We start from the raw sequence: 22,068 nt of genomic DNA on the forward strand, positions 1-22,068 counted from the left end.
CACAAAAGTTTAGCTTGACCTACAGGTTGCCGCTTTGTCTGGTTGTGGGATGCGTCAAAGTAAAACTACAGTGCTGCGTGGTAATGAGTAAAACTGGGGTTATTGATGTCTATTGACGGCACGTCTGGGGACGACTCGCTGGACGGCACCGGCGGCGATGACACCATTAACGGCTTCGCTGGCAACGATATGCTGAGCGGCTTGGGCGGAGATGACGTTCTCAATGGCGGCGACGGCGACGATACGCTCGTCTTTGAGTATGAGACGATTGGTGAAGCCAACGGTGGAGACGGTCTTGATACCTTATCGCTCCCGGGGCTGAGCGGCATTCCCGGTTTTGCGTCTAACGCTGCGGACCCCTCTGCGTTTTTCGCCATTGGAAATAGCACCACTGGCGATCGTGTTGAGCTCAATTCAATAGAGATAATCGCCACGTCAGATACGATATATGAACTGGTGATTGGTTCATCCGGCGCCGATACGTTGACGGTTTTAACGGGGCTGGATGCGAGAATTTATACTGGCATTGGCAATGACATTGTTGTCGGCGGAAGCGGCGACGACTGGGTTTGGGCGGTTGAACCTTCAACCATCATTATTGATGACGGCAAGAACATTAACGTCGCGGCGGGCGATGATGTGGTTTTTGGAGGGTTGGGTAACGACACAATCCTCGGGGGCGCCGGAAGCGACAGTCTTCAGGGCCGTGGCGGCGACGATACGCTGGATGGCGGCGGCGATAATGATCTTCTGATTGGCGGCGACGGCGACGACCATGTTCTTGGCGGCGATGGCGACGATACAATTCGCGCCGGGCTCGGCTCTGACAATATCGACGGTCAGACCGCTAATGATGTCGTGATTATTGATCCACGCGATGTCGCCAACAATACCGAAAATACAAACGATACATTGTCTGGCGGCGATGGAAATGATCAACTCAGGATCGACTATAATTTCGCGAACCAAGCCATTTTACTCAGTGCGGGCGCTTCGGGCGTAACTTTTAGCATTGATGATGGCGTAACCGTGAAGACGGGAACCGCCACTGGTTTTGAATCGATAAACTTCCAGCGGGGCACAAATACAGCCGAGCCGGCCAATATTACATTGACGGGGGATTTCGCTGCGGCTGGCGTTGACGGTTCGGGCGCAACAGTGCCGATCCTTTTCTCAGGGTTCACCGGCGCGGACTCTTTCAATGCTAGCAGTGTCACTTCGTCGACAATCGTGAGAGTCCTCGGCAACGAGGGTGATGACACATTGCTTGGAGGGATGGGTGATGATTCTCTCTATGGCGGCGATGACGCCGATTCATTAAGCGGCGGCGGGGGGGATGACTGGCTCGATGGCGGTGCCGGCGCTGACACGCTGATTGGCGGTGACGGAGCGGATTCGCTTTCCGGCGATGAGGGCGACGACGAACTGGAAGGCGCCGCCGGCGCCGATATGTTGTATGGCGGAATAGGCAACGACACGCTTATTGCTGATGCAGACAGCGACAACAGCGATGATCTGCTCGATGGCGGCGGCGACAATGATGTTTTGGAATCTATTGCTGGCAACGATACTCTGCTCGGTGGCGACGGCGCCGATTACCTTAGTGCGGGAAGCGAGGGATCGTTTTATCTGGATGGGGGGACCGGAAACGACACGCTCAGTAGTTCCGGAACAGAGGACACTTTGATCGGCGGCGATGGTGATGATTTGATCTACGCCTTTGCCGCCTTTCCAATGCCCGGCGAGGTTGGCGCCACTATTGACGGTGGTTCGGGTAATGACCGTATCAGTTTCACGTTTAATTCCGATACCGTGACGGGCGGTGCTGGCGACGATGTTTTTCACGGCAGTTCAACATTTATCGGAACCGGGCTGACGACGGTTTTTACCGATTTTCAGCAGGGCGATATCTTTGAGTATGTTCAACTGATCACTGACGATGACTTGCATACGCAACCGTCGGGTGCGGACACGCTCCTGACGATTGCGGCGGTCTATCCATTTGATGTGGAGCGCTCAATTTTGTTCTCTGGCGGGTTTTCGGAGACGTTGATTGCTGTCGCTTTTAATCCATTTGGTTTTGGTGATTACGTCACGTCACGGATAATGCTTGCCGCCAGCGCGTCCGGCGCGCCGACAATAGCCAATGATGAGTTGATTGGCGATGATGCTGCAAACGCTTTGGACGGGCAGGATGGCGATGATGTAATCGCCGGCCGAGACGGTGATGATACGCTGTTGGGTGGTAACGGCTCGGATACGCTCGATGGCGGCCGCGATGCGGATCTGTTGAATGGCGGTTATGGGTCTGACCTGCTTCACGGACAATCAGGCGATGATACGTTGATTGGCGGCGGCGCCGCCGATGTGCTCTTGGGCTCCGCTGGCGACGACAGCCTTGATGGCGGCGAAGGCGATGACACTCTTGAAGGAGGAGACGGGGCCGACACGCTGAATGGCGGTGCTGGCCAGGATACGCTCCGCGGCGGTGTTGGGGACGATTATCTGATCGCGGATGCCGGGGCTGACTTTCTTGATGGCGGCGAAGGAGTTGATGCCGTTGAATATATGATGTCCAGCGCGGCTGTTACAGTCAACTTGTCTAGTGGTTTTGGCGCTGGCGGCGATGCGTCTGGCGACGTTCTGATCTCGATCGAGAACCTCATCGGCTCGGACCACGGGGATTCGCTGACCGGCGATGACGCCGCGAATGCAATTGAAGGTGCCGCAGGCAATGACACGCTTCGGGGGCTTGATGGCCATGACTCACTCTATGGCGGCGCTGGTTTTGACCTGATCTTCGGCAATAATGGCGATGATTATATCGACGGCGGATCGGAAAATGACGATCTGCGCGGCAGCGCCGGCAACGATACGGTCCTTGGCGGCTTTGGCCGCGATGTGATCCGCGGCAATTCAGGCGATGATGATATTCGTGGCGGCGCTGGCGGCGACACGCTGGCGGGCGGTCTCGATAATGACGAGATTCGCGGTGCGTCAGGCGATGACGCCATGAAAGGCGAAGCTGGAAAGGATCTTATTTCCTCGGGGATCGATGATGATCTCGCCAAAGGTAATGAAGGCGCCGACACGCTCCTCGGCGGCGACGGGAACGATTCCCTTCAAGGCAATCCCGGCGACGATCTGCTCTACGGTCAGGCTGGGGACGACGATCTTCGCGGCGGCAATGACAATGACACGCTGCACGGCGGCTCGGGCAATGACACGCTGCGCGGCAATTCCGGCGACGACGTCTTTGTCTATGCTCCAGGCGCCGATGACGATCTGATCATCGGCTTCGAGGGCGGCGCCGGGATCGGGGACGTCATCGACCTTTCGGTCTATGACGGGATCTTTGATGACTTCGCGGATGTTCAGGCTGCGGCGGTTGATGACGGGTTCGGCAATGTGGTCATCGACCTCGGCGGGGGGGATGGCATCACCCTGGCGAATGTCCTCACGGCCGAGCTCAATGCGGATGATTTTCTGTTTTAAGTTAATCTACGACCGCGCAGGGGGCGAAAGTTCAACGCCATTTACAACTTTCTGGCGGAAAAGCGCCGCGGCAGTGGAAAGAAATGGGTTAGGAGACAGGTCTTTAGCCGACCAACAGAGATCATCAGATATGCCTTGACGCTGTAAAAAGAAATGGTTCTTCTGACCTATACTGTCAGCGGTACGGCGCAATATTCAGGCGGAAAAAATGCCGATCTATGGAACTTCAGGGGATGACTCGCTGACCGGCGGCGCCGGCGTGAATGTTATTTACGGCCTTGACGGCAGGGACACGCTGGTGGGCGGGGCCGGCGCCGACTCCATTAGTGGCGGCGCTGGAAATGACATGATCGTCGGCGGTTCTTTTATCGGCGCTTTCGGAGAAACCGGGTTTGAGGTTCTCTATGGCGGTGATGGCGACGACATTCTTTATTCCGCGTCGTCCTCAACGGCCTTTCCGGGAACGACGACAACCGATTCATTCTACATAATGATCGGCGGCGCGGGCGACGATTTGCTTGTCGGCAATTTTGGCAACGAAATTTTTGTCGACTCAAGCGGTGAGGACACCATCATTGGCGGCGGCGGCCGCGACATTTACACAGCAGGCCCCGACCAAGGCTCAATTAACTTCTATTTTCCTGACGAGCCTGCCGTTCCAGTTACGACTGCGCCCGTTTTTCTTCACCGCGTTGGCGACACGGTGATCGACGGTGAGGGTGATGTGGACACGCTTGTCAATATCGAGCGCGTTGATCTTCTTGGCGGCGATGGGGATGACTTTCTTATTAATGACAGTCCCAGCGATTTCGATCAGATGTTCGGCAATGGCGGCGATGACTTTCTTTATATGAATGGCGATACCGCTTCCTCTTATCTTAGTGGAGGAAATGGCGCTGACACATTGGTCGGCGAAGGAGGGGGGCGAAGCCAGTTTTCCATCGGTGACGGAGATGTTGTTGCCGGCGGCGGGTCAACAGATTCATTTTTTCTGGATGGTCTCGGGTATTTTGATCCTGGCGTCGATACGCCCATATCTCTCACCATTCTGGATTTTGGCAAAGACGACGGCCCGCCGCGCAGCACTTTGGAGTTTGTGCATTTCGATGTCTATGACGACAGCGGAGCGGTAACGCTCAATCCATCCGGGCTAAAGATTAAGGCCGTCAACGCCTATACGGTGCAAGCACAGATCGACGTCACGGGCGAAGGCGCCGCTGACGCGACCATCACATTTTACGGTTTTTTTGAGGGCTCTTTTGTCCTCAATGGAGACAATTACCTCACTGAGAACAACATTACTTTTATCGGTGAAAACACCGCTGCCTATCTGGTGGGGCTGCCAGGCGACGACGACCTGGCGGGCGGGAGTGACCGCAACATTATTTTTGGATTTTCAGGCAATGACAGCCTTTTCGGGGGCGGCGGCGGCGACGTGATTTTTGGCGGCGCCGGGGCCGATACGCTCAATGGCAGCGTTGGCGATGACACGCTTCGCGGCGGCGTCGACAATGACAGGATCAAAGGCGGTTCCGGTTTCGACCTGATCTATGGCGATAATGGCGATGATTATATCGATGGAGGATCTGAGAATGACGATCTGCGCGGCAGCGCCGGCAACGACACGGTATTGGGCGGTGATGGCCGCGATGTGATCCGCGGCAATTCGGGCGACGACGACATTCGCGGCGGCGCCGGCGGCGACACGCTTGCGGGCGGCCTCGATAATGACGAGATTCGCGGCGCGTCGGGCGACGACGCCATGAAAGGCGAAGCGGGCGACGATATTCTGTTCGCAGGGATTGATGATGATCTGGTCAGAGGCAATGAAGGCGCCGACACCCTCCTCGGCGGGGAAGGGAGCGACTCCCTTCAAGGCAATCCCGGTGACGATGAGCTCTATGGTCAGGCCGGGGACGACGATCTGCGCGGCGGCAACGATAATGACACCCTAGCCGGCGGCTCAGGCAATGACACACTGCGCGGCAATTCCGGCGATGATGTTTTCATTTACACGCCAGGCGCCGAAAACGATCTGATCATCGGCTTTGAGGGCGGCGCCGGCGCCGGGGACGTTATCGACCTGTCGGTCTATGACGGAATCTTTGATGACTTCACGAATGTTCAGGCTGCCATGGCCGATGACGGTTTCGGCAATGTTGTCATCGATCTCGGCGGCGGGGATACCATCACCCTGGCGAATGTCCTCGCGGCGGACCTCGATGCGGATGATTTTTTGTTCGTTTAGGAGACGCATGTGCTGCTGGCGAAAAGCGCGGTCCGTCTCAACTCCTTAATGTCGGCGCTAGCGCAAGGATCTGGACGTCAACATCCATGCCAATGAAAGCATCGCTTGCGCCTTTGAAAGATCCGTCGAGCGGGATGGCTTGAGAGGGTGTTCTGGCGACGCCGGTGCGGATGAGGTTGCCGGAGGCGATCAGTCCGTTGGTCGGATCGAACTCGATCCAGCCGGCGCCGGGCAGGAAAACCTGCACCCAGGCATGCGTGGCCCCGGTTCCCTGGAGCGCGCCGTTCTGGCTTGCAACTGGATCATATAAATAGCCGGTGACGAAGCGCGCAGCGAATCCGAGCTGGCGCACAGCCTCTATCATCAAGATGGCAAAGTCCCGGCAGGAGCCGGCGCCAAGCTCAAGCGTTTGCCGCGGCGTCTGAATGCCTGGCTCTTCTCGGCGCTTGTAAGCCAGTGATTTGTGGATGGTGTTGTTGATCGTGGTCAAAACCGTCCAGGTGTCGTCACCGGCGGCGCGCGCCAGTTTGTTCGCCCATTCGTTCACCGCTGCATCCGGGTGATCATATTCAGGCCGGATCAACGCAAGCAGATCAGGAATTTGTTCTTTCGGATAGTTAAACGGATAATGTTGGGCGGAAGCGGCGATCGGGAACACAGGCACGTCAACGCTGCTGCGCACGACATTGAAAACGCAGGTGATCTCCAGACAGTCCGAAGGCGGAGCGCTATCGAAATTCATGATGACTTTTGAATTCGAAAACACATCATGGAGCCAATGATGGACTGAAACCGGATTGGTGTTGATTTCAAAAGCCGTCAGCCGCAGGTCGTTGCTCTCATGCGGACGAAACATCGCGCGATGTGGCCCGAAGGTGACCGGCTTTGCGTAGCGATAACGGGTGACATGCCTGACCTGCCAGAGGTCGGTGCTGACGGTGAATTGCGGAACGCTCATAACCGCTTGCTATAAGTGATTTTCATGACCGTACAAGTAAGCACGGTCTTCAGGTTTGTTAACCAGCGAAACCCTTGTTTAGCCTCAGGCCGGGGCGAAATAGCGGTCGGTGACAGCTATAGCGAGGGCGATAATCTCCTGCTGGACCTGATCGAGATAGCGGTGGAGGCTGCGCCCGGAAAGCCGCGCCGGCGGGGATTTCAGCCGTTCCGTGAGGGCCGCTCCGGCGCGTTTGATATCCTGTCCGGCGCCGGCGTTGAAATCCTCATTGAGTCGTTGGATCTGGTAAAGCGCGGTATTCGCTGCATTCGTGACCGAGAATGACAGCCACGGATCGCAGAGCAGGAAGGTCGCCGCGTCCGCCGGGTCGGCGTTGAAAGAATAACGCCGCTGAAAGGCATGGTAGCCGGAGGCTGAGCGCAACAGCGTATTCCACCAGGCGACATCCGGCGGGGCGGCCTGATCGTCGTCATCCCGGTCGAAACGGAAATATTTGATGTCGATAAGACGCGTCACCTGGTCGGCCCGCTCCAGCGCGGCGCCGAGCTGGTTGAAACGCCAGACCTCGTCGCGATAGCTGGTCGATTCCATCACACCACGAAATGTAAAACAGCTCTCGCGAATGTTCATGCATATTTCTGAAAGCTTGGAGAGGGCGAAGCGGCGCCGTTGCAGCGTCGTAATGCTGTTGTGAAAAACGGAAACATGCCGCCAGCTTTCCGTGGAAAGAATATGCCGTAAAGAGCGGGCGTTTTCCTTCGCCATATGCGAGGCGTAAGAAATGGAGTTCGGGTTTTCAGCGTCGGACAGATAAAAATTCGCCACATTGAGCGCGGTCAGGGGCTTGCCGCGTTTCATGAAATCATCTGTGTCGGCGAAAACATTCAGGATCGGCGCCCAGGCGTCATCTGAATCCTGATCGGCGGCGAAGCTCTCCGTCACCATCAGCAAGCGGGACAGGCTTTCGATCCGCTCCATATAGCGGCCGAGCCAGAATGCGTTTTCGGCGTAACGTGCTAGCAACATTAGCGTAAGACCCAAGTGTCTTTGGAGCCGCCCCCTTGGGAGGAGTTGACGATGATCGAACCTTCGCGCATGGCGACGCGTGTCAGTCCTCCCGGCAGAACCCAGCTTTCCTTGCCTGTCAGCACAAAGGGCCGAAGATCAACATGGCGCGCGCGCAGGCCGTTCTTGGTGAGGGTCGGCGAAACGGAGAGCTGGATCATGGGCTGGGCGATGTAATTTTTCGGGTTTTTCTTGATCGCGCGGCGCGCGCCGGCGATTTCGGCTTTGCTCGCTTTGGGACCGACAACGATGCCATAGCCGCCGGACTCGCCTACGGGCTTGACGACAAGCTCCTCCAGGTGATCGAGCACATAAGCGAGGTCGTCTTTCTCGCGGCAGATATAGGTCTGTACATTGTCGAGGATCGCCTCTTCATCGAGGTAATATTTGATGATGCGCGGCATATAGGCGTAGACGGCTTTATCGTCCGCGACGCCGGCGCCGACCGCATTGGCGATCGAGACTTTGCCCGCCTTGAGAGAGCGCATGATGCCGGGAACGCCAAGCATCGAATCCTTGCGGAACACTTCCGGATCGAGAAACTCGTCGTCTATACGGCGATAGATCATATGCACGCGTTCAAGACCGGAGATGGTCTTCATGAAGACGCGGTCTTCCTCGTCAACGATGAGATCGCGCCCCTCAACAAGAGGGACGCCCATTTCGCGCGCAAGGAACACATGTTCAAAGTAAGCGGAATTGAAAACGCCTGGCGTCAACAGAACTATCCGCGGGTTTTGAACCCGGCTGGGGGCGGTTTCGTGCAGGGTTTCCCGCAAGCGCTGGCCGTAATTGGAGACCGGTTCGATTTTTACGCCTTCCATCAGGTCCGGGAAGGAGCGCATCATCAGGTGCCGGTTCTCGATCACATAGGATACGCCGGAGGGGGAACGGCAATTGTCCTCAAGAACCAGAAAATTGCCGCCTTCATCGCGGATCAGATCGACCCCGCTGATATGGGTGTAGGTGTTGTGGGGCAGCTTGACGCCCATCATTTCCTTGCGGAAATTCTTGTTGCCCGTCACCAGCGCGCGGGGAATGATCTTGTCTTTGATGATCTGCTGCTTGCCGTAGATATCGGTGAGAAACGCATTGAGCGCGGTGACGCGCTGTATGCAGCCACGATCGATCTTGCTCCAGTCCGCCTTTGTAATGCGGCGCGGAATCGGGTCGAAGGGCAGGATGCGGTCAATGGCGCCCGCATCGGAATAGACAGTAAAGGTGATGCCGAGATTATGCAGCTCTCGTTCAGCGGCGCTGTTTCGCTGATTTAAGGTGCGGATGTTATATTTTGATAACCGTTTCGCAAGCGGATTAGAGTTGCCGATTGGAGCTTTGGCGTCTGCCGGTCCAAAAAGTTCGCAATAATTGTCGCCGGCGTCATAACCGGCGAAGGGATTTGCTTTCGCCATAAGCTCTCTTGATAATGTATTGATCTACATAACGCAATCAGGCGCGGATAGTTCACATTGACTAACCTATATAAAAAGCCATGGCGGGGAGAACGCCATGGCTTTTCGTTTTATTCAGGGAAAACAACATGTCTGCCCTGCCGTCGTGTGCTTGTGTGATGCCGCGCCGATAAAAAGAAAATTCAGCCCCTCAACGCAGCATGCGTCGCTTCCTGTAAGAAAGCCTAGAACGATGCGGAAATAGCGAAGACCGCCGCTGCGTCCCCGATCCCGTAGCGGTATCCGGAGTTTACCAGCTGATAAGAGGCGGCTTCCGATTCCGAAATGTTGGTGTCTACATAGGTCGCCGAAATCGCAATCGGTCCCCAAGGCAGGTCATATGACACGCCCAATGCCCAATCGAGATAGGTGCCGGTCGGTGAGGGGACCCAGCCATTCGGACCTGTCGCCGGGTTGCCGTCCGTATACCCAAGATGCGCGCTCACAGAGACCGGAGAGTCGGCGATCGTCACCCCGGCGTCGCCATAAACATAAATGTTGTCCTGTTTGACGTCGTTCAGTGACAGAGCGTCCTGTTTGAAGGCGTAATTGGCGCCGACCGTGAGGTCCAGCGGGCCAACGCTCTTGGCTACGGAGCCGTAAATCTCGCCATAGCTTGTGCGATCAAGGCCCCCCGGAAACAGGTACCACACAACGCCGACATCAACGCCGAAATCGCTGATATCTGTGGCGTATCCGCCATAAATATCGAGTTCGAGGTTTGACCCGCCAAAAGTTCCCCAGCCTGCAAGGTTGGATGCCCATGTGCCTACATAGAAGCCGCTTTCATGCGCTGCGTCGAAGCCGCCCTGGAGTGCGAGATCTTCTTCAGTTTGTGAGACGCCCCGGAAACGGTAGTCTGAAGTTAAAGTCACGTTCGCCGAGAACGAAATCGGACTTTCGGATTCTTCCTGTGCGAACGCAGCGCCTGAAATGCTGGATGTTACAATCAGTGCGGCGGCGGCGCTCGACAATTTCAGAAATGATCTCATTTTTATCTCCTCTTTACGCGATTACGGCGCGGCCTCTACTTACCGCGACCCCCCGCCTGTTCTTGCTGTTATCTTGCGCAAAGAACGTTTCCCGCACCGATTGGTGGGCGGTCCTCTGCTATTTTTTACTTACAACGTACACGGATGAGTGAACGTCATTCGCTTGGGGAGCTTGTCTGCATCTATTGCGTTGCACAATAATAAAATTGTCAAAATGGGCATCTACAGCGAAAAAAGCAGGAAAAAGTCCGGAATCAGGAGGTAGTGACCATTAAATTAGCATAAAATGCCAATACAAGGTAAAAAATTTCGCTACTGCAGCAGATTGCCGTTGCGTCGCAACTATCTGATTGTTAGCGTTACTGCAGAATCGACGCCGATGCGATTCTTTTCTCTGTGATCGTGCGAGCGCCGGCGAAAAACAAAACAAAAGAGGCTGACAGATGAAATACATTATCGCTGTAGTGAAGCCGCACCGCGTCGAAGAGATCAGGACCGCCCTGACCTCCATCGGCGTCGAGGGCATGACTGTGTCCGATGTAAAAGGCTTCGGTCGTCAGAAGGGGCACAGCGAAGTTTATCGCGGCGCGGAGTATCGCGTCGACTTCGTACCTAAAGTCAAACTTGAAATCGCCGTCGAGGCGAGCCAGGCGGCGAAAGTCGTCGAAACAATCCGGGACGCAGCGAAAACCGACCGCATCGGTGACGGCAAGATTTTCGTTCTTAATCTGGAAGACGCAGTGCGCGTGCGCACCGGCGAAAGCGGCGCGGCAGCGCTATAATCACGAGCGGGAACATCATCATGAAAAACAAAAATACTATAGCCGTTGCAACGGCGGCGCTCATTGCTTTTGGCGCGTCTCAAGGGTTTGCGCAGGAAGCGACGGAGGCCGCCGCTACGCCGGCGCCGGCGTCCGACACCTCTGTGTTTGTCTTTAACACGCTTTTATTCCTCGTCATGGGAATGGTTGTGATGTTCATGGCGGCAGGGTTCTGCATGCTTGAAGCGGGCCTCGTTCGCTCCAAGAACGCGGCCACTATCTGTCTGAAGAATATCGCGCTTTATTCTGTAGCCGGACTAATGGTTTACCTCGTCGGCTATAATTTGATCTACGGCGTCGCAGAAGGCGGCTTTATCGGCTCCTTCACGACATGGGGTCCTGACGACAGCGATCCCATGGGGGTCGGCTATGGCTCTCATTCCGACTGGTATTTCCAGATGGTGTTCGTCGCGACCGCTGCGTCGATCGTCTCGGGCACGCTGGCGGAGCGGATTAAGCTGTTTCCTTTCCTTATTTTCACGGCGCTGTTGACGGGTTTCATCTATCCGATCCAGGCCTCTTGGGAATGGGGCGCAGGCTGGCTCGATGCGAAAGGCTTTTCCGATTTCGCCGGATCGACGCTGGTGCATTCCACTGGCGGATGGGCGGCGCTCGCCGGGGCCATCGTGCTCGGGCCGCGCATTGGCAAATATGTGGGCGGCAAAGTGACGCCGATTCCGGGCTCCAACCTGCCACTGGCGACCCTTGGCACCTTCATTCTCTGGCTCGGCTGGTTCGGGTTCAACGGCGGTTCTCAGCTTGCGCTGGGAACAATTGAGGATGCGGTCGCTGTCGGCCGGATTTTCGTGAACACCAATATGGCCGCCTGCGCCGGCGTTGTGACGGCGATTATTCTGACTCAGGTTGTCTACAAGAAAGTCGATCTGACAATCGTCTTGAACGGCGCGATTGGCGGGCTTGTCTCCATTACGGCCGAGCCGCTTGCGCCGATGATCTGGCAGGCGATCCTGATTGGCGCCGTTGGCGGCGTGATCGTCACCTTCGCCGTTCCTGTGCTCGACAAGTTCAGCATCGACGATGTGGTTGGGGCGATCCCGGCGCATCTTCTGTGCGGCATCTGGGGCACGATCATCGTCCCTGCGTCCAACAGCGATGCAACCTATGGCGTGCAGGCGCTTGGCATTCTCGCCATTGGCGTATTCGTGTTCGTAGTTAGCTTAATCTGCTGGCTGGCTCTGAAATACACGCTTGGCATTCGCGCCAGCGAGGAAGATGAGCGTTTGGGTCTGGACAAAGCCGAACTTGGGCTTGAAGCTTATCCGGAATTCTCTAAAGGGTGATTTCGACAGGGAGGCTCTCATTTCCGAGCGCATGTTGAAATTTGTCTCGCGTGATCGCGAGACGCCAGTGAAACGAAATCCCGGCGAGCGTCGCCGGGATTTTGGTGAGATATACGCAAAATTCGCCGACGAAAAAGCCAAGGCGCAGGCGGCCCGTTGCTCCCAATGCGGCGTGCCGTTCTGTCAGGACCATTGCCCGCTCGGCAATGATATTCCCGACTGGCTGAAACTTGTCGCCGAAGACCGTCTTGAAGAGGCTTATGCAGTTTCTTCAGCGACGAACAACATGCCGGAAATCTGCGGGCGGATCTGTCCGCAGGACCGGCTCTGCGAAGGCTCCTGCGTCATCGAACAGTCCGGACACGGAACAGTGACCATCGGTTCGGTGGAGCAATATATTACCGAGACCGCCTGGGAAAAGGGCTGGGTAAAGCCGGTCCGTCCGGCGCGCGAGCTTCCTCAATCTGTAGGGATTATTGGTGCCGGGCCCGCAGGGCTCGCCGCCGCCGAAGAGCTGCGCCGCGAAGGTTTTCAAGTGAAGATCTATGACCGCTATGACCGCACCGGCGGGCTTCTGGTCTATGGCATCCCGAATTTCAAACTCGACAAGACCGTGGTTGCGCGCCGCGCGCAGCATCTAGAAAAGAGCGGCGTTCAGTTCGTGCATAATTTCGATGTGGGCCGCGATGCAAGCCTTGCCGAGCTTCGCGCCGACCATGACGCCGTGCTGGTGGCTACGGGCGTTTATAAAGCGCGTGATCTTGCGTGTCCGGGCGCCGGCAATGCCGGTGTTGTCGCTGCGCTCGATTATCTGACCGCCTCGAACCGCAAGGGGTTAGGCGACAAGGTCGACGCTTATGACAACGGCGAACTCGATGCGCAGGCCAAGAACGTCGTCGTCATTGGCGGCGGCGATACGGCGATGGATTGCGTTCGCACCGCCGTGCGGCAAGGCGCGAAGTCCGTGACCTGTCTTTACCGCCGCGACCGCAAGAACATGCCGGGCTCGGTGCGCGAAACCGCCAACGCCGAGGAAGAGGGCGTTATTTTCGAATGGCTCGCCGCGCCGAAGGCGGTGAGAGGCGATGCCGCCAAGGCGGCCGGCATTCGGGTGGCGCGTATGGAGCTGGGGAGCCCGGACGCTTCCGGCCGCCGCGCGCCGGTGGAAGTTGAAGGCGGCGAGTTTGATCTCGACGCCGATCTGGTGATCAAGGCGCTTGGCTTCGAACCGGAAGACCATCCGGAGATGTTTGGCGCCCCTGAACTGAAAGTTACGGCGCGCGGCACGCTGCGCGTCGACCCGGAAACGCTGGAAACCAGCATTCCGGGCGTTTACGCCGCGGGCGATATCGTGCGCGGCGCTTCGCTCGTTGTTTGGGCGATTGTGGATGGGCGCAAAGCCGCGGCGGCGATTGCCGAGCGGCTCAAGGCGACGGCGGAAACGCCCATCGCCGCTGAATAAACCGCCCGCCACCCTGACAACCAAAACCGAATAGAAGACAAGACCGATGACTGACTGCGTATCGACCTATCTGCGCCGCCGCGACCGCCTCACCGAAGCGGGCGCCTATGATCCGTCTTCCGAGCGTGACGCCTGCGGCGTTGGCCTTGTCGCGGCGCTCGACGCTCAGCCGCGCCGGGAAATCGTTGAGATGGCGATCGCGGCGCTGAAAGCCGTCTGGCATCGCGGCGCCGTGGACGCCGATGGCAAGACCGGCGACGGCGCCGGCATTCGTATCAATGTGCCGCAGCAACTGTTCCGCTCTTTCGTGGAGCGCACGGGCCACAAGGATGACGGCCGCGATATTTGCGTCGGCATGCTGTTTCTGCCGCGCACCAATCTCGGCGCGCAGGACGCCGCGCGGGCGATTGTCGAATCCGAAATCCTTCATCGCGGGTTTTACATTTACGGCTGGCGCCAGGTGCCGGTGCAGGCGCGTGTGCTGGGCTCCAAGGCCAATGCGACGCGGCCCGACATTGAACAGATCCTGTTTTGCGATCCGAAAGGCCGCAGCCAGGAAGAGCTTGACCGCATTCTTTACGTCGTGCGCCGCCGCATCGAAAAGCGCGCCCGTCTTGAAGGATTGCATGAGCTTTATGTCTGTTCGCTGTCATCGCAGGACATCGTCTACAAGGGCATGTTTCTCGCGCATGAAATCGACAATTTTTATCCCGATCTTCAGGATGAGCGGTTCATTTCGCGCGTCGCGATCTTCCATCAGCGCTATTCCACCAACACATTTCCTGAATGGCGCCTCGCGCAGCCCTTCCGCATGCTCGCCCATAATGGTGAGATCAATACGCTGAAAGGCAACGTCAACTGGATGAAGAGCCATGAGATTCCCATGGCGGCGGAAGTCTTTGGCGGCGACGGCGATGATATCAAACCGGTGATCCAGCCGGGCTCGTCGGATTCCGGCACTCTCGATCAGGTGTTTGAGCTTCTGGTGCGGGCGGGGCGCACAGCGCCGATGGCGAAAACGCTTCTTATTCCTGAAGCATGGTCGAAGCGCCTTTCCGTCATGCCGCCGAAATGGCGGGCGCTTTATGAATATTGCAATGCTGTGATGGAGCCATGGGACGGCCCCGCCGCCATCGCCGCCTATGACGGGCAGTGGGCGATCGCGGGTCTTGACCGCAACGGGTTGAGGCCGCTGCGCTACGCCATCACCAATGACGGCATCCTTGCGGTTGGTTCCGAAACCGGCATGTGTCCGCTGGAAGGCCGCGAAGTGAAAAAACGCGGCGCTATCGAACCGGGGCGCATGATCGCGGTCGATATGGAGAACGCGAAATTCTACGGTTCTGAAGAAATTCTTGACCTGCTCGCGGAAAAACATCCTTACACGGAATGGCTCGGCAACATTGTCGAACTGGAGCCGAAAATCGGCCCGGGATCGGAAGAAGGCGTCTTTGAGGGCGAGGAGCTTTTGCGCCGTCAGGGCGCTGCGGGTTATGATCTGGAAGCGCTGGAGCTGATCCTTCGCCCCATGGTCGAAGATGGTAAGGAGCCGCTTGGCTCCATGGGCGATGATACGCCGATCGCGGTTCTTTCTGAAAACTACCGGCCGCTCTCTCATTTCTTCCGCCAGAATTTCAGCCAGGTGACGAACCCGCCCATCGATCCGTTGCGCGAAGACGGGGTGATGAGCCTCAAAACCCGGTTTAAAAATCTCGGCAATATTCTTGTCACGGATAAAACACAGACTGATGTGTTTGTGCTGGAAAGCCCGATCCTGACCAACGGCATGTATGCGCGTTTGTGGGATTATCTTGACTCGAAAATCGTCGAGATCGACTGCACATACCCCGTGGGCAATGTCCGCAATAATGGCGAGGCGCTGCAAAGCGCGCTCAATCGCATCCGGTCCGACGCCGAGGCGGCGGTGCGCGACGGTGCGGGCAGCATTGTGCTGACCGACGAGCATCAGGGGCCGGGCCGTCTTGCGATTCCGATGATCCTCGCGGCCGGTGGCGTGCATGCGCATCTGACCAAGGCGGGCGTCAGAACCTATTGCTCGATCATTGTGCGCTCGGCGGAATGCGTGGACGCGCATTATGCGGCGGTGCTGGTCGGCGTCGGCGCGACGGCGGTGAATCCCTATCTCGCATGCGATTCCATTGCGCAGGCCCATGCGCAGGGACGGTTCCCGGGACTGGCGCTAGGCCGTTGTGCGTATAACTACAAAAAAGCGCTCGAAGCCGGGCTTCTCAAAATCATTTCCAAGATGGGCATCTCGGTTATTTCCGCCTATCGCGGCGGCTGCAATTTCGAAGCGCTCGGTTTGTCGCGCACGCTGGTGCAGGAATTTTTTCCCGGCATGACCAGCCGGATTTCCGGCATTGGCCTGTCCGGTCTTGAAAAGAAATCGGCGGAGCTGCACGCGCAAGCCTGGGGCAGCGCAGCTGCGCGCTTGCCGGTCGGCGGATTCTATCGTCACCGCCGCCGCGGTGAGCATCACATTCTCGAAGCCGGTCTTGTCCAGGATTTGCAACAAGCCGTGCGAAATGATGACGCCGCAGCTTATGCGCGTTACTCCGAAGCGCTGGCGGACCAGCCGCCGGCGCAGATCCGCGATCTCCTTCGGGTGCATCCGGCGGGCGATTCTATCGGCGTCGACAAAGTCGAAACCGCTAATGATATTCGCCGCCGCTTTGTGACGCCGGGCATGTCGCTGGGCGCGCTTTCGCCGGAGGCCCATGGCGCGCTCAATATCGCCATGAACCGGATCGGCGCGAAGTCGGTTTCGGGTGAGGGCGGCGAGGTGCCGGAGCGCTACAAGCCGCTGCCGAATGGCGACAACGCCAACTCCGCGATCAAACAGGTCGCTTCAGGCCGTTTCGGGGTAACAGCCGAATATCTCAATCAGGCGAGAGAGTTAGAGATCAAAGTTGCGCAAGGGGCGAAGCCCGGCGAGGGCGGCCAGCTCCCCGGTTTCAAGGTGACCGAGTTCATCGCCCGGATGCGCCATTCGACGCCCGGCGTGACCCTGATCTCTCCGCCGCCGCACCACGACATTTATTCCATCGAGGATCTGGCGCAGCTCATTTACGATCTGAAACAGATCAACCCAGACGCACGGGTCTGCGTTAAGCTTGTTTCCGCCTCCGGCATCGGCGCGATTGCGGCGGGCGTCGCCAAGGCGAAAGCCGATGTCATTTTGATTTCCGGCAATGTCGGCGGCACCGGCGCCTCGCCGCAGACCTCAATCAAATTCGCCGGCGCCCCATGGGAGCTTGGCCTCGCCGAAGCCCATCAGGTGCTGACGCTCAACAATCTGCGCGAAGGCGTCACCCTGCGCACCGATGGCGGTATTCGCACGGGCCGCGATGTTGTGATTGCGGCGATGCTCGGCGCCGAAGAATATGGCGTCGGCACGGTGTCGCTGTTGGCGCTTGGCTGCCTCATGGTTCGTCAGTGCCATTCCAACACCTGTCCCGTCGGCGTCTGCACGCAGGATGAAGATCTGCGTAAGCGCTTCCCGGGACTGCCAGAACATGTCGTTCATCTGATGACCTTCATCGCCGAAGAAACCAGGCAGATACTTGCGAGCCTCGGCGCGACATCGCTGGAGGAAATTATCGGCCGGGCTGACTTGCTTGATCAGGTCTCGCGTGGCGCGGCGCATCTCGACGACCTCGACCTCAACCCGATCCTGACCCTTGTTGACGCCGGTGAAAGACCGAAACGGTCTTCGCGCACGGGACGCAAGGAGGTTGATGATACGCTCGATCAACGGATTGCTCCCGATCTCGCACCGTTTTTCGAGCGCCGGGAGAAAGTCCAGCTTTCCTATCCTGTGAAAAACACCGACCGCGCGATCGGCGCGCGCACTTCGTCATTCATTGTCCGCAACTACAACGCGGAAGATTTGACCGAGGATCATGTCACGCTGCGGCTGAAAGGCTCTGCGGGACAGTCGCTCGGCGTCTTCTCGACATTCGGCCTCAAAATCATCGTTGATGGCGACGCCAATGACTATGTGGGCAAAGGGCTTTCCGGCGCGACCTTGGTTGTGCGTCCGGCGGACCAGAATTCCACCGCTAATGACGCCATCATTGGCAATACCTGCCTCTATGGGGCCACGTCGGGCGCGCTCTTTGCTGCGGGCCGCGCCGGCGGACGTTTCGCCGTCCGGAATTCCGGCGCCGTCACCGTGATCGAGGGCTGCTCCGCCAATGGCTGCGAATATATGACCGGAGGCATTGCGGTGATCCTTGGAACCGTGGGCGCGAATTTCGGCGCAGGGATGACCGGCGGGCGCGCCTATGTATTCGATGACACCGGCGATTTTGAATCCTCGGTCAATCCCGAAAGCGTCGAGCTGCGCGGCTTCCGCGATGGCGAGGACGATAACGAATGTCTCGCGCTTGTGGAGCGTCACTGGCGCGAAACGCGCTCGCCGAGAGCGCGCGACATCCTTGATGACTGGGCGGGCGCCCGCTCGAAATTCTGGGTGGTCGAGCCGCGCGAGATTCTCGCGCGCGAGAGAGCAATTGCAGACGCGGCCAAATCAGCTTGAGTATCTAGAATAAATGCGGCTTGTCGTCACCGGACAGGCCGGTGACCATAAAACCAACAAAAAGCGTGTAGACAAGTATCGCCATGAGCACTCAGGAAGAGTTTCACCGCATCAAGCAGCTTCCTCCTTATGTTTTCGAGGAGGTGAACAAGCTGAAGGCGCAGCTGCGGGCCGAAAAGCGCGACATCATCGATCTCGGCATGGGCAATCCGGACATGCCGACGCCGGCGCATATTGTCGACAAGCTGTGTGAGACGGCGCGCAACCCGAAGGCCCATCGTTATTCCGCTTCGCGCGGGATTATCGGGCTCCGGCGCGCCATGGCCCGCTATTATGAGCGGCGCTTCAACGTAAAGCTCAATCCGGAAACGGAAATCGTCGCCACCATCGGCTCCAAGGAGGGGTTCGCGAACCTCGCGCAGGCGATTACCGGGCCGGGCGATGTCATTCTTGCGCCGAACCCCGCCTATCCAATTCACGCTTTCGGTTTTATCATCGCTGGCGGGGTGATCATGCCCGTGCCTGCGCCGTCGCCGGAGGAATATCTGTCAGGCCTGTCGGAAGCGATTGGTCGCGCGCATGTGAAACCGCGGGCGATGGTCCTGAACTATCCGTCGAACCCGACGGCGCAGACAGTTGGCCTCGACTTTTATAAAGACGCCGTCGCTCTCGCCAAAAAGCATGACATCATCATCCTTTCCGACCTTGCCTATGGCGAGATTTATTTTGGCGACACGCCGCCGCCCTCGATCCTCGAAGTCGACGGCGCAAAAGACATCGCTGTCGAAATTAACTCCTTGTCGAAGACCTTCGCCATGGCTGGATGGCGTGTTGGTATGGCGGTCGGGAATGAGCGTCTCATCAATGCGCTCGCGCGGGTCAAATCCTATCTCGATTATGGCGCCTTCACGCCGATTCAGGTGGCGGCGGTCGCCGCTCTCGACGGGCCGTGGGAGTGCGTTGAGGAAATCCGCGCCATCTATAAGCGCCGCCGGGACGTCCTGGTGGAGTCTTTTACCGCCGCCGGATGGAACGTTCCGTCTCCTGAAGCGTCTATGTTTGCATGGGCGGCGATACCGGAGAAATACCGCTCTATGGGTTCGGTGGAATTCGCCAAGATGCTCATGGAGCGGGCCGATGTTGCGGTTGCGCCGGGGCTTGGTTTTGGCGATGATGGTGAAGGCTTTGTGCGTATAGGCTTGGTTGAAAACCAGCAGCGCATAAGGCAGGCGGCGCGTAACCTGAAGAAGGTGTTTCAGGGGAATTAGCGCCCGGGAGGTTTTGTGGAGTTTGCGTATTACGAGCCCTGCGCTCCTCTGCAGAAATTCGTCAGCAGCTACTATTTCCTTTCACTTCCCTTTGACGTCGCCGATATCATGCGCGCAGAGATCGCTAATGTGCGTTTTATCCTGAGCGGTGAGGTGATATCCGACCTTCATGGGCGTGAAGAGCCTTTCCGGCCGCCTGACGCTGTTCTTTGCGGACCGACCAATCGCTGGAGCCGGATCAAGTTCGCCGCCGGGACGAAAATCTTCGGCGCCGCCATTACGCCTTTGGGATGGTGCAAATTGTTCGGTTACAGCGCCGAGACGGCGGCCGACCGTTTCATGCCCTTACGCGACAAGGCAGCGGCGTCTGCGGCGCCGCTGATTGATGGCGTCATGAATGCGCCGGACGATCCGTCCGTGGTGCGCGCCGCCGATGCGCTGTTTCTTTCGCTTGTCTCGGATCAATGGCGTGTGCGCGAAGATTTCATCGACCAGGTGACAAACTGGATTGTCGATCCAGAACCCAAAGAGGTCGATTATTTCCTTGACAGCGTCGAGCTATCGCATCGTCAGGTTGACCGCCTCTGCAAGGCCTATTTCGGCGCGGGGCCGAAAAAACTGCACCGGAAATTCCGTGCGCTGCACGCCGCCAACAGGCTGACCTGGATGGATCTGACGGACTGGCGCGAAGTCGCCCGCGCCGCCTATTATGATCAGGCGCATTTCATCCGCGAGTTTAAGGAATTCAACGGCCGCACGCCGCAGGAATTTATCGACGGCCCGCATATTCTTGTTCGAATGACGCTGGCCGAGCGCCGCAAAATCAATCATGGTTCGCCCTTCAGCCTCGTAGGATAAGACGCAAGGGCCGGCATGAAGCCGAAAATTCTGACAACGATCAAAACCTACACGCCGGCGTTGTTCGCGGCGGATGTTTTCGCCGGCGTCACCGTCGCCATGGTGGCGCTGCCGCTCAGCCTCGCGATCGCCATCGCTTCGGGCGCCGATCCGGCAACGGGAATTGTGACCGCAATCGTCGCGGGATTTCTGATTTCCGCTCTGGGCGGAAGCCGGGTGCAGATCGGCGGGCCAACTGGCGCTTTTATTGTCGTCGTCTACAGCGTCATCGCGGAACACGGTTATGATGGGCTCGTTCTCGCGACCTTTATGGCGGGGATCATTCTCCTGACGGCTGGATTTTTGAAGGCGGGCAAGCTGATCAGCTTTGTGCCGGAAGCGGTGGTTAATGGATTTACGATCGGCATCGCTGTCGTCATCGCCGCAAGCCAGTTGAAAGACCTTTTCGGCCTCTCCATGGAGGCGGTTCCGGCGCATTTTCTTGAAAAAATTCCGGCGCTTTGGGCGGTGCGGGTGAGTTTCAGTCCGGTGGCTTTCGGGCTTGGCGCCGGAGCGATGGTCCTGATTGTTTTGTTCCGCAATCTCGCGCCGAAATTGCCTGGCTTGATTGTCGCTGTTGCACTCGCCTCCATCGCCGCGCTTGTCTTTGCGCTGCCTGTGGACACAATCGGGTCGCGTTTTGGCGCGTTGCCCAACCATCTGCCTGCGCCGCAGCTTCCGGCCTTTTCGCTGGCGCGGGTTCAGGAGTTGTTGCCGTCGGCTTTCGTCATCGCATTTCTGGCGGGCGTTGAATCCCTTTTGTCCGCCATGGTCGCCGACCGCATGAGTGGCGGTCACCATCGTCCAAATGCGGAAGTTCTCGCTCAAGGCGCCGCGAATATCGGTTCGGCGCTTTTTGGCGGTCTTCCCGCGACCGGCGCCATTGCCCGCACGGCGACGAATGTCAGGGCAGGCGGCAAGACGCCTGTGGCGGGGATTGTCCATGCACTGACGATTTTGGTCGTGATGATCGCTGCGGCGCCGCTCGCGTCCTATCTCGCCATGCCGGCCCTGGCCGGGCTCCTCATGATCACCGCGTGGAATATGAGCGAGCCGCATAAATGGCGCAGCTATTTGGTTGAGGGGCCCGTATCCGATCGGGTCTTGCTGGTTCTGACTCTCATGCTCACGGTGGTCGCTGACCTGACCATCGCCATCGGCGTGGGGGTCTCTCTCGGTCTTGCGATCCGCCTCCAGCGCCGTCATGTTCCCCCGGCTGATTGGGAAACGCCGGAGCGCTGAAAGCTCTTTTGGCGGAAAAGGCTAATAAATTAGCTGGTTTAGCTATTTTTACCCTTTGGTTGAAATATACTGTTGACGCCTTCGCGGTCGCGAAGTATCTCCCGACTAACTCATCAAGACCAGCCGAGGGATAGGCCCTTTGACGCTGGGGCAACCGTCAGAAAGTCAGACCGGCTTTTTGGAAAGGTGCCAATTCCTGCGGGACGCCAATTTCGATTGGTCCTCCCGAGAGATGGGTCGGACGAAGCACGACGCCAGAGTGGCAATATGTCGTCCGATTTAGGTCTCTCAAGCGAATTTCCGGATC

Annotated in this window: 13 protein-coding genes and 1 riboswitch; of the genes, 9 read left to right on the forward strand and 4 right to left on the reverse strand. The window is 57.8% G+C overall.

The genetic code is table 11. The annotated features are described in order from the left end of the window. Positions 1–105 precede the first annotated feature (105 nt). Together ACFOOP_RS13160 and ACFOOP_RS13165 are read left to right on the forward strand one after the other, a co-directional pair. Positions 106–3,495, forward strand: a complete 3,390-nt coding sequence (locus ACFOOP_RS13160) for a calcium-binding protein (protein ID WP_379881576.1) — start codon at positions 106–108, stop codon at positions 3,493–3,495. Between the two features lie 208 nt (positions 3,496–3,703). Beyond that, positions 3,704–5,743 carry a calcium-binding protein gene (locus ACFOOP_RS13165; RefSeq protein ID WP_379881577.1) on the forward strand — a complete coding sequence of 680 codons (2,040 nt, stop codon included), beginning with the start codon at positions 3,704–3,706 and terminating at the stop codon, positions 5,741–5,743. A 37-nt stretch (positions 5,744–5,780) separates the two neighbouring features. On the opposite strand, the gene ACFOOP_RS13170 is transcribed toward ACFOOP_RS13165, so the two are convergent. The 4 genes from ACFOOP_RS13170 to ACFOOP_RS13185 all read right to left on the reverse strand — a co-directional run bounded on the left by ACFOOP_RS13170 (position 5,781) and on the right by ACFOOP_RS13185 (position 10,209). Then, the gene (locus ACFOOP_RS13170) at positions 5,781–6,701 is read right to left on the reverse strand and encodes a transglutaminase family protein (protein WP_379881578.1); all 921 of its coding nucleotides are present in this window, start codon (positions 6,699–6,701) and stop codon (positions 5,781–5,783) included. A gap of 84 nt (positions 6,702–6,785) precedes the next feature. Next, positions 6,786–7,727, reverse strand: a complete 942-nt coding sequence (locus ACFOOP_RS13175; protein ID WP_379881579.1) for an alpha-E domain-containing protein — start codon at positions 7,725–7,727, stop codon at positions 6,786–6,788. Continuing rightward, on the reverse strand, positions 7,727–9,178 hold the full coding sequence (locus ACFOOP_RS13180) for a circularly permuted type 2 ATP-grasp protein (protein WP_379881580.1): 1,452 nt from the start codon (positions 9,176–9,178) through the stop codon (positions 7,727–7,729). Before ACFOOP_RS13180 ends, ACFOOP_RS13175 begins: the two co-directional genes overlap by 1 nt. A 224-nt stretch (positions 9,179–9,402) precedes the next feature. After that, positions 9,403–10,209, reverse strand: coding sequence for a TorF family putative porin (locus ACFOOP_RS13185; protein WP_379881581.1), 807 nt, complete (start codon positions 10,207–10,209; stop codon positions 9,403–9,405). 443 nt (positions 10,210–10,652) lie between these two features. Here ACFOOP_RS13185 and ACFOOP_RS13190 point away from each other — a divergent pair, with 443 nt between their 5' ends. The 7 genes from ACFOOP_RS13190 to ACFOOP_RS13220 all read left to right on the forward strand — a co-directional run bounded on the left by ACFOOP_RS13190 (position 10,653) and on the right by ACFOOP_RS13220 (position 21,761). Continuing rightward, positions 10,653–10,991, forward strand: coding sequence for a P-II family nitrogen regulator (locus tag ACFOOP_RS13190; protein WP_379881582.1), 339 nt, complete (start codon positions 10,653–10,655; stop codon positions 10,989–10,991). Positions 10,992–11,011: 20 nt separating this feature from the next. Beyond that, positions 11,012–12,331 carry an ammonium transporter gene (locus ACFOOP_RS13195; RefSeq protein ID WP_379881583.1) on the forward strand — a complete coding sequence of 440 codons (1,320 nt, stop codon included), beginning with the start codon at positions 11,012–11,014 and terminating at the stop codon, positions 12,329–12,331. Positions 12,332–12,350: 19 nt separating this feature from the next. After that, a complete protein-coding gene (locus ACFOOP_RS13200) occupies positions 12,351–13,793 on the forward strand; it encodes an NAD(P)-dependent oxidoreductase (protein ID WP_379882896.1) in 1,443 nt (480 codons plus the stop codon). Between the two features lie 46 nt (positions 13,794–13,839). After that, positions 13,840–18,354: a glutamate synthase large subunit gene (gene gltB / locus ACFOOP_RS13205; RefSeq protein WP_379881584.1), complete on the forward strand. Its 4,515-nt coding sequence runs from the start codon at positions 13,840–13,842 to the stop codon at positions 18,352–18,354. A gap of 83 nt (positions 18,355–18,437) precedes the next feature. Next, positions 18,438–19,622, forward strand: a complete 1,185-nt coding sequence (locus ACFOOP_RS13210) for an LL-diaminopimelate aminotransferase (RefSeq protein WP_379881585.1) — start codon at positions 18,438–18,440, stop codon at positions 19,620–19,622. 15 nt (positions 19,623–19,637) lie between these two features. Next, positions 19,638–20,480 carry an AraC family transcriptional regulator gene (locus ACFOOP_RS13215; protein WP_379881586.1) on the forward strand — a complete coding sequence of 281 codons (843 nt, stop codon included), beginning with the start codon at positions 19,638–19,640 and terminating at the stop codon, positions 20,478–20,480. Positions 20,481–20,495: 15 nt separating this feature from the next. Continuing rightward, positions 20,496–21,761 (forward strand): SulP family inorganic anion transporter, encoded by a 1,266-nt coding sequence (locus ACFOOP_RS13220; RefSeq protein ID WP_379881587.1) that lies wholly within the window; start codon positions 20,496–20,498, stop codon positions 21,759–21,761. Between the two features lie 107 nt (positions 21,762–21,868). Beyond that, positions 21,869–22,000: riboswitch (SAM riboswitch) on the forward strand. The last annotated feature ends 68 nt before the right edge of the window (positions 22,001–22,068 follow it).

This window comes from Hyphococcus aureus, assembly GCF_042643165.1.
GTDB lineage: Bacteria > Pseudomonadota > Alphaproteobacteria > Caulobacterales > Parvularculaceae > Hyphococcus > Hyphococcus aureus.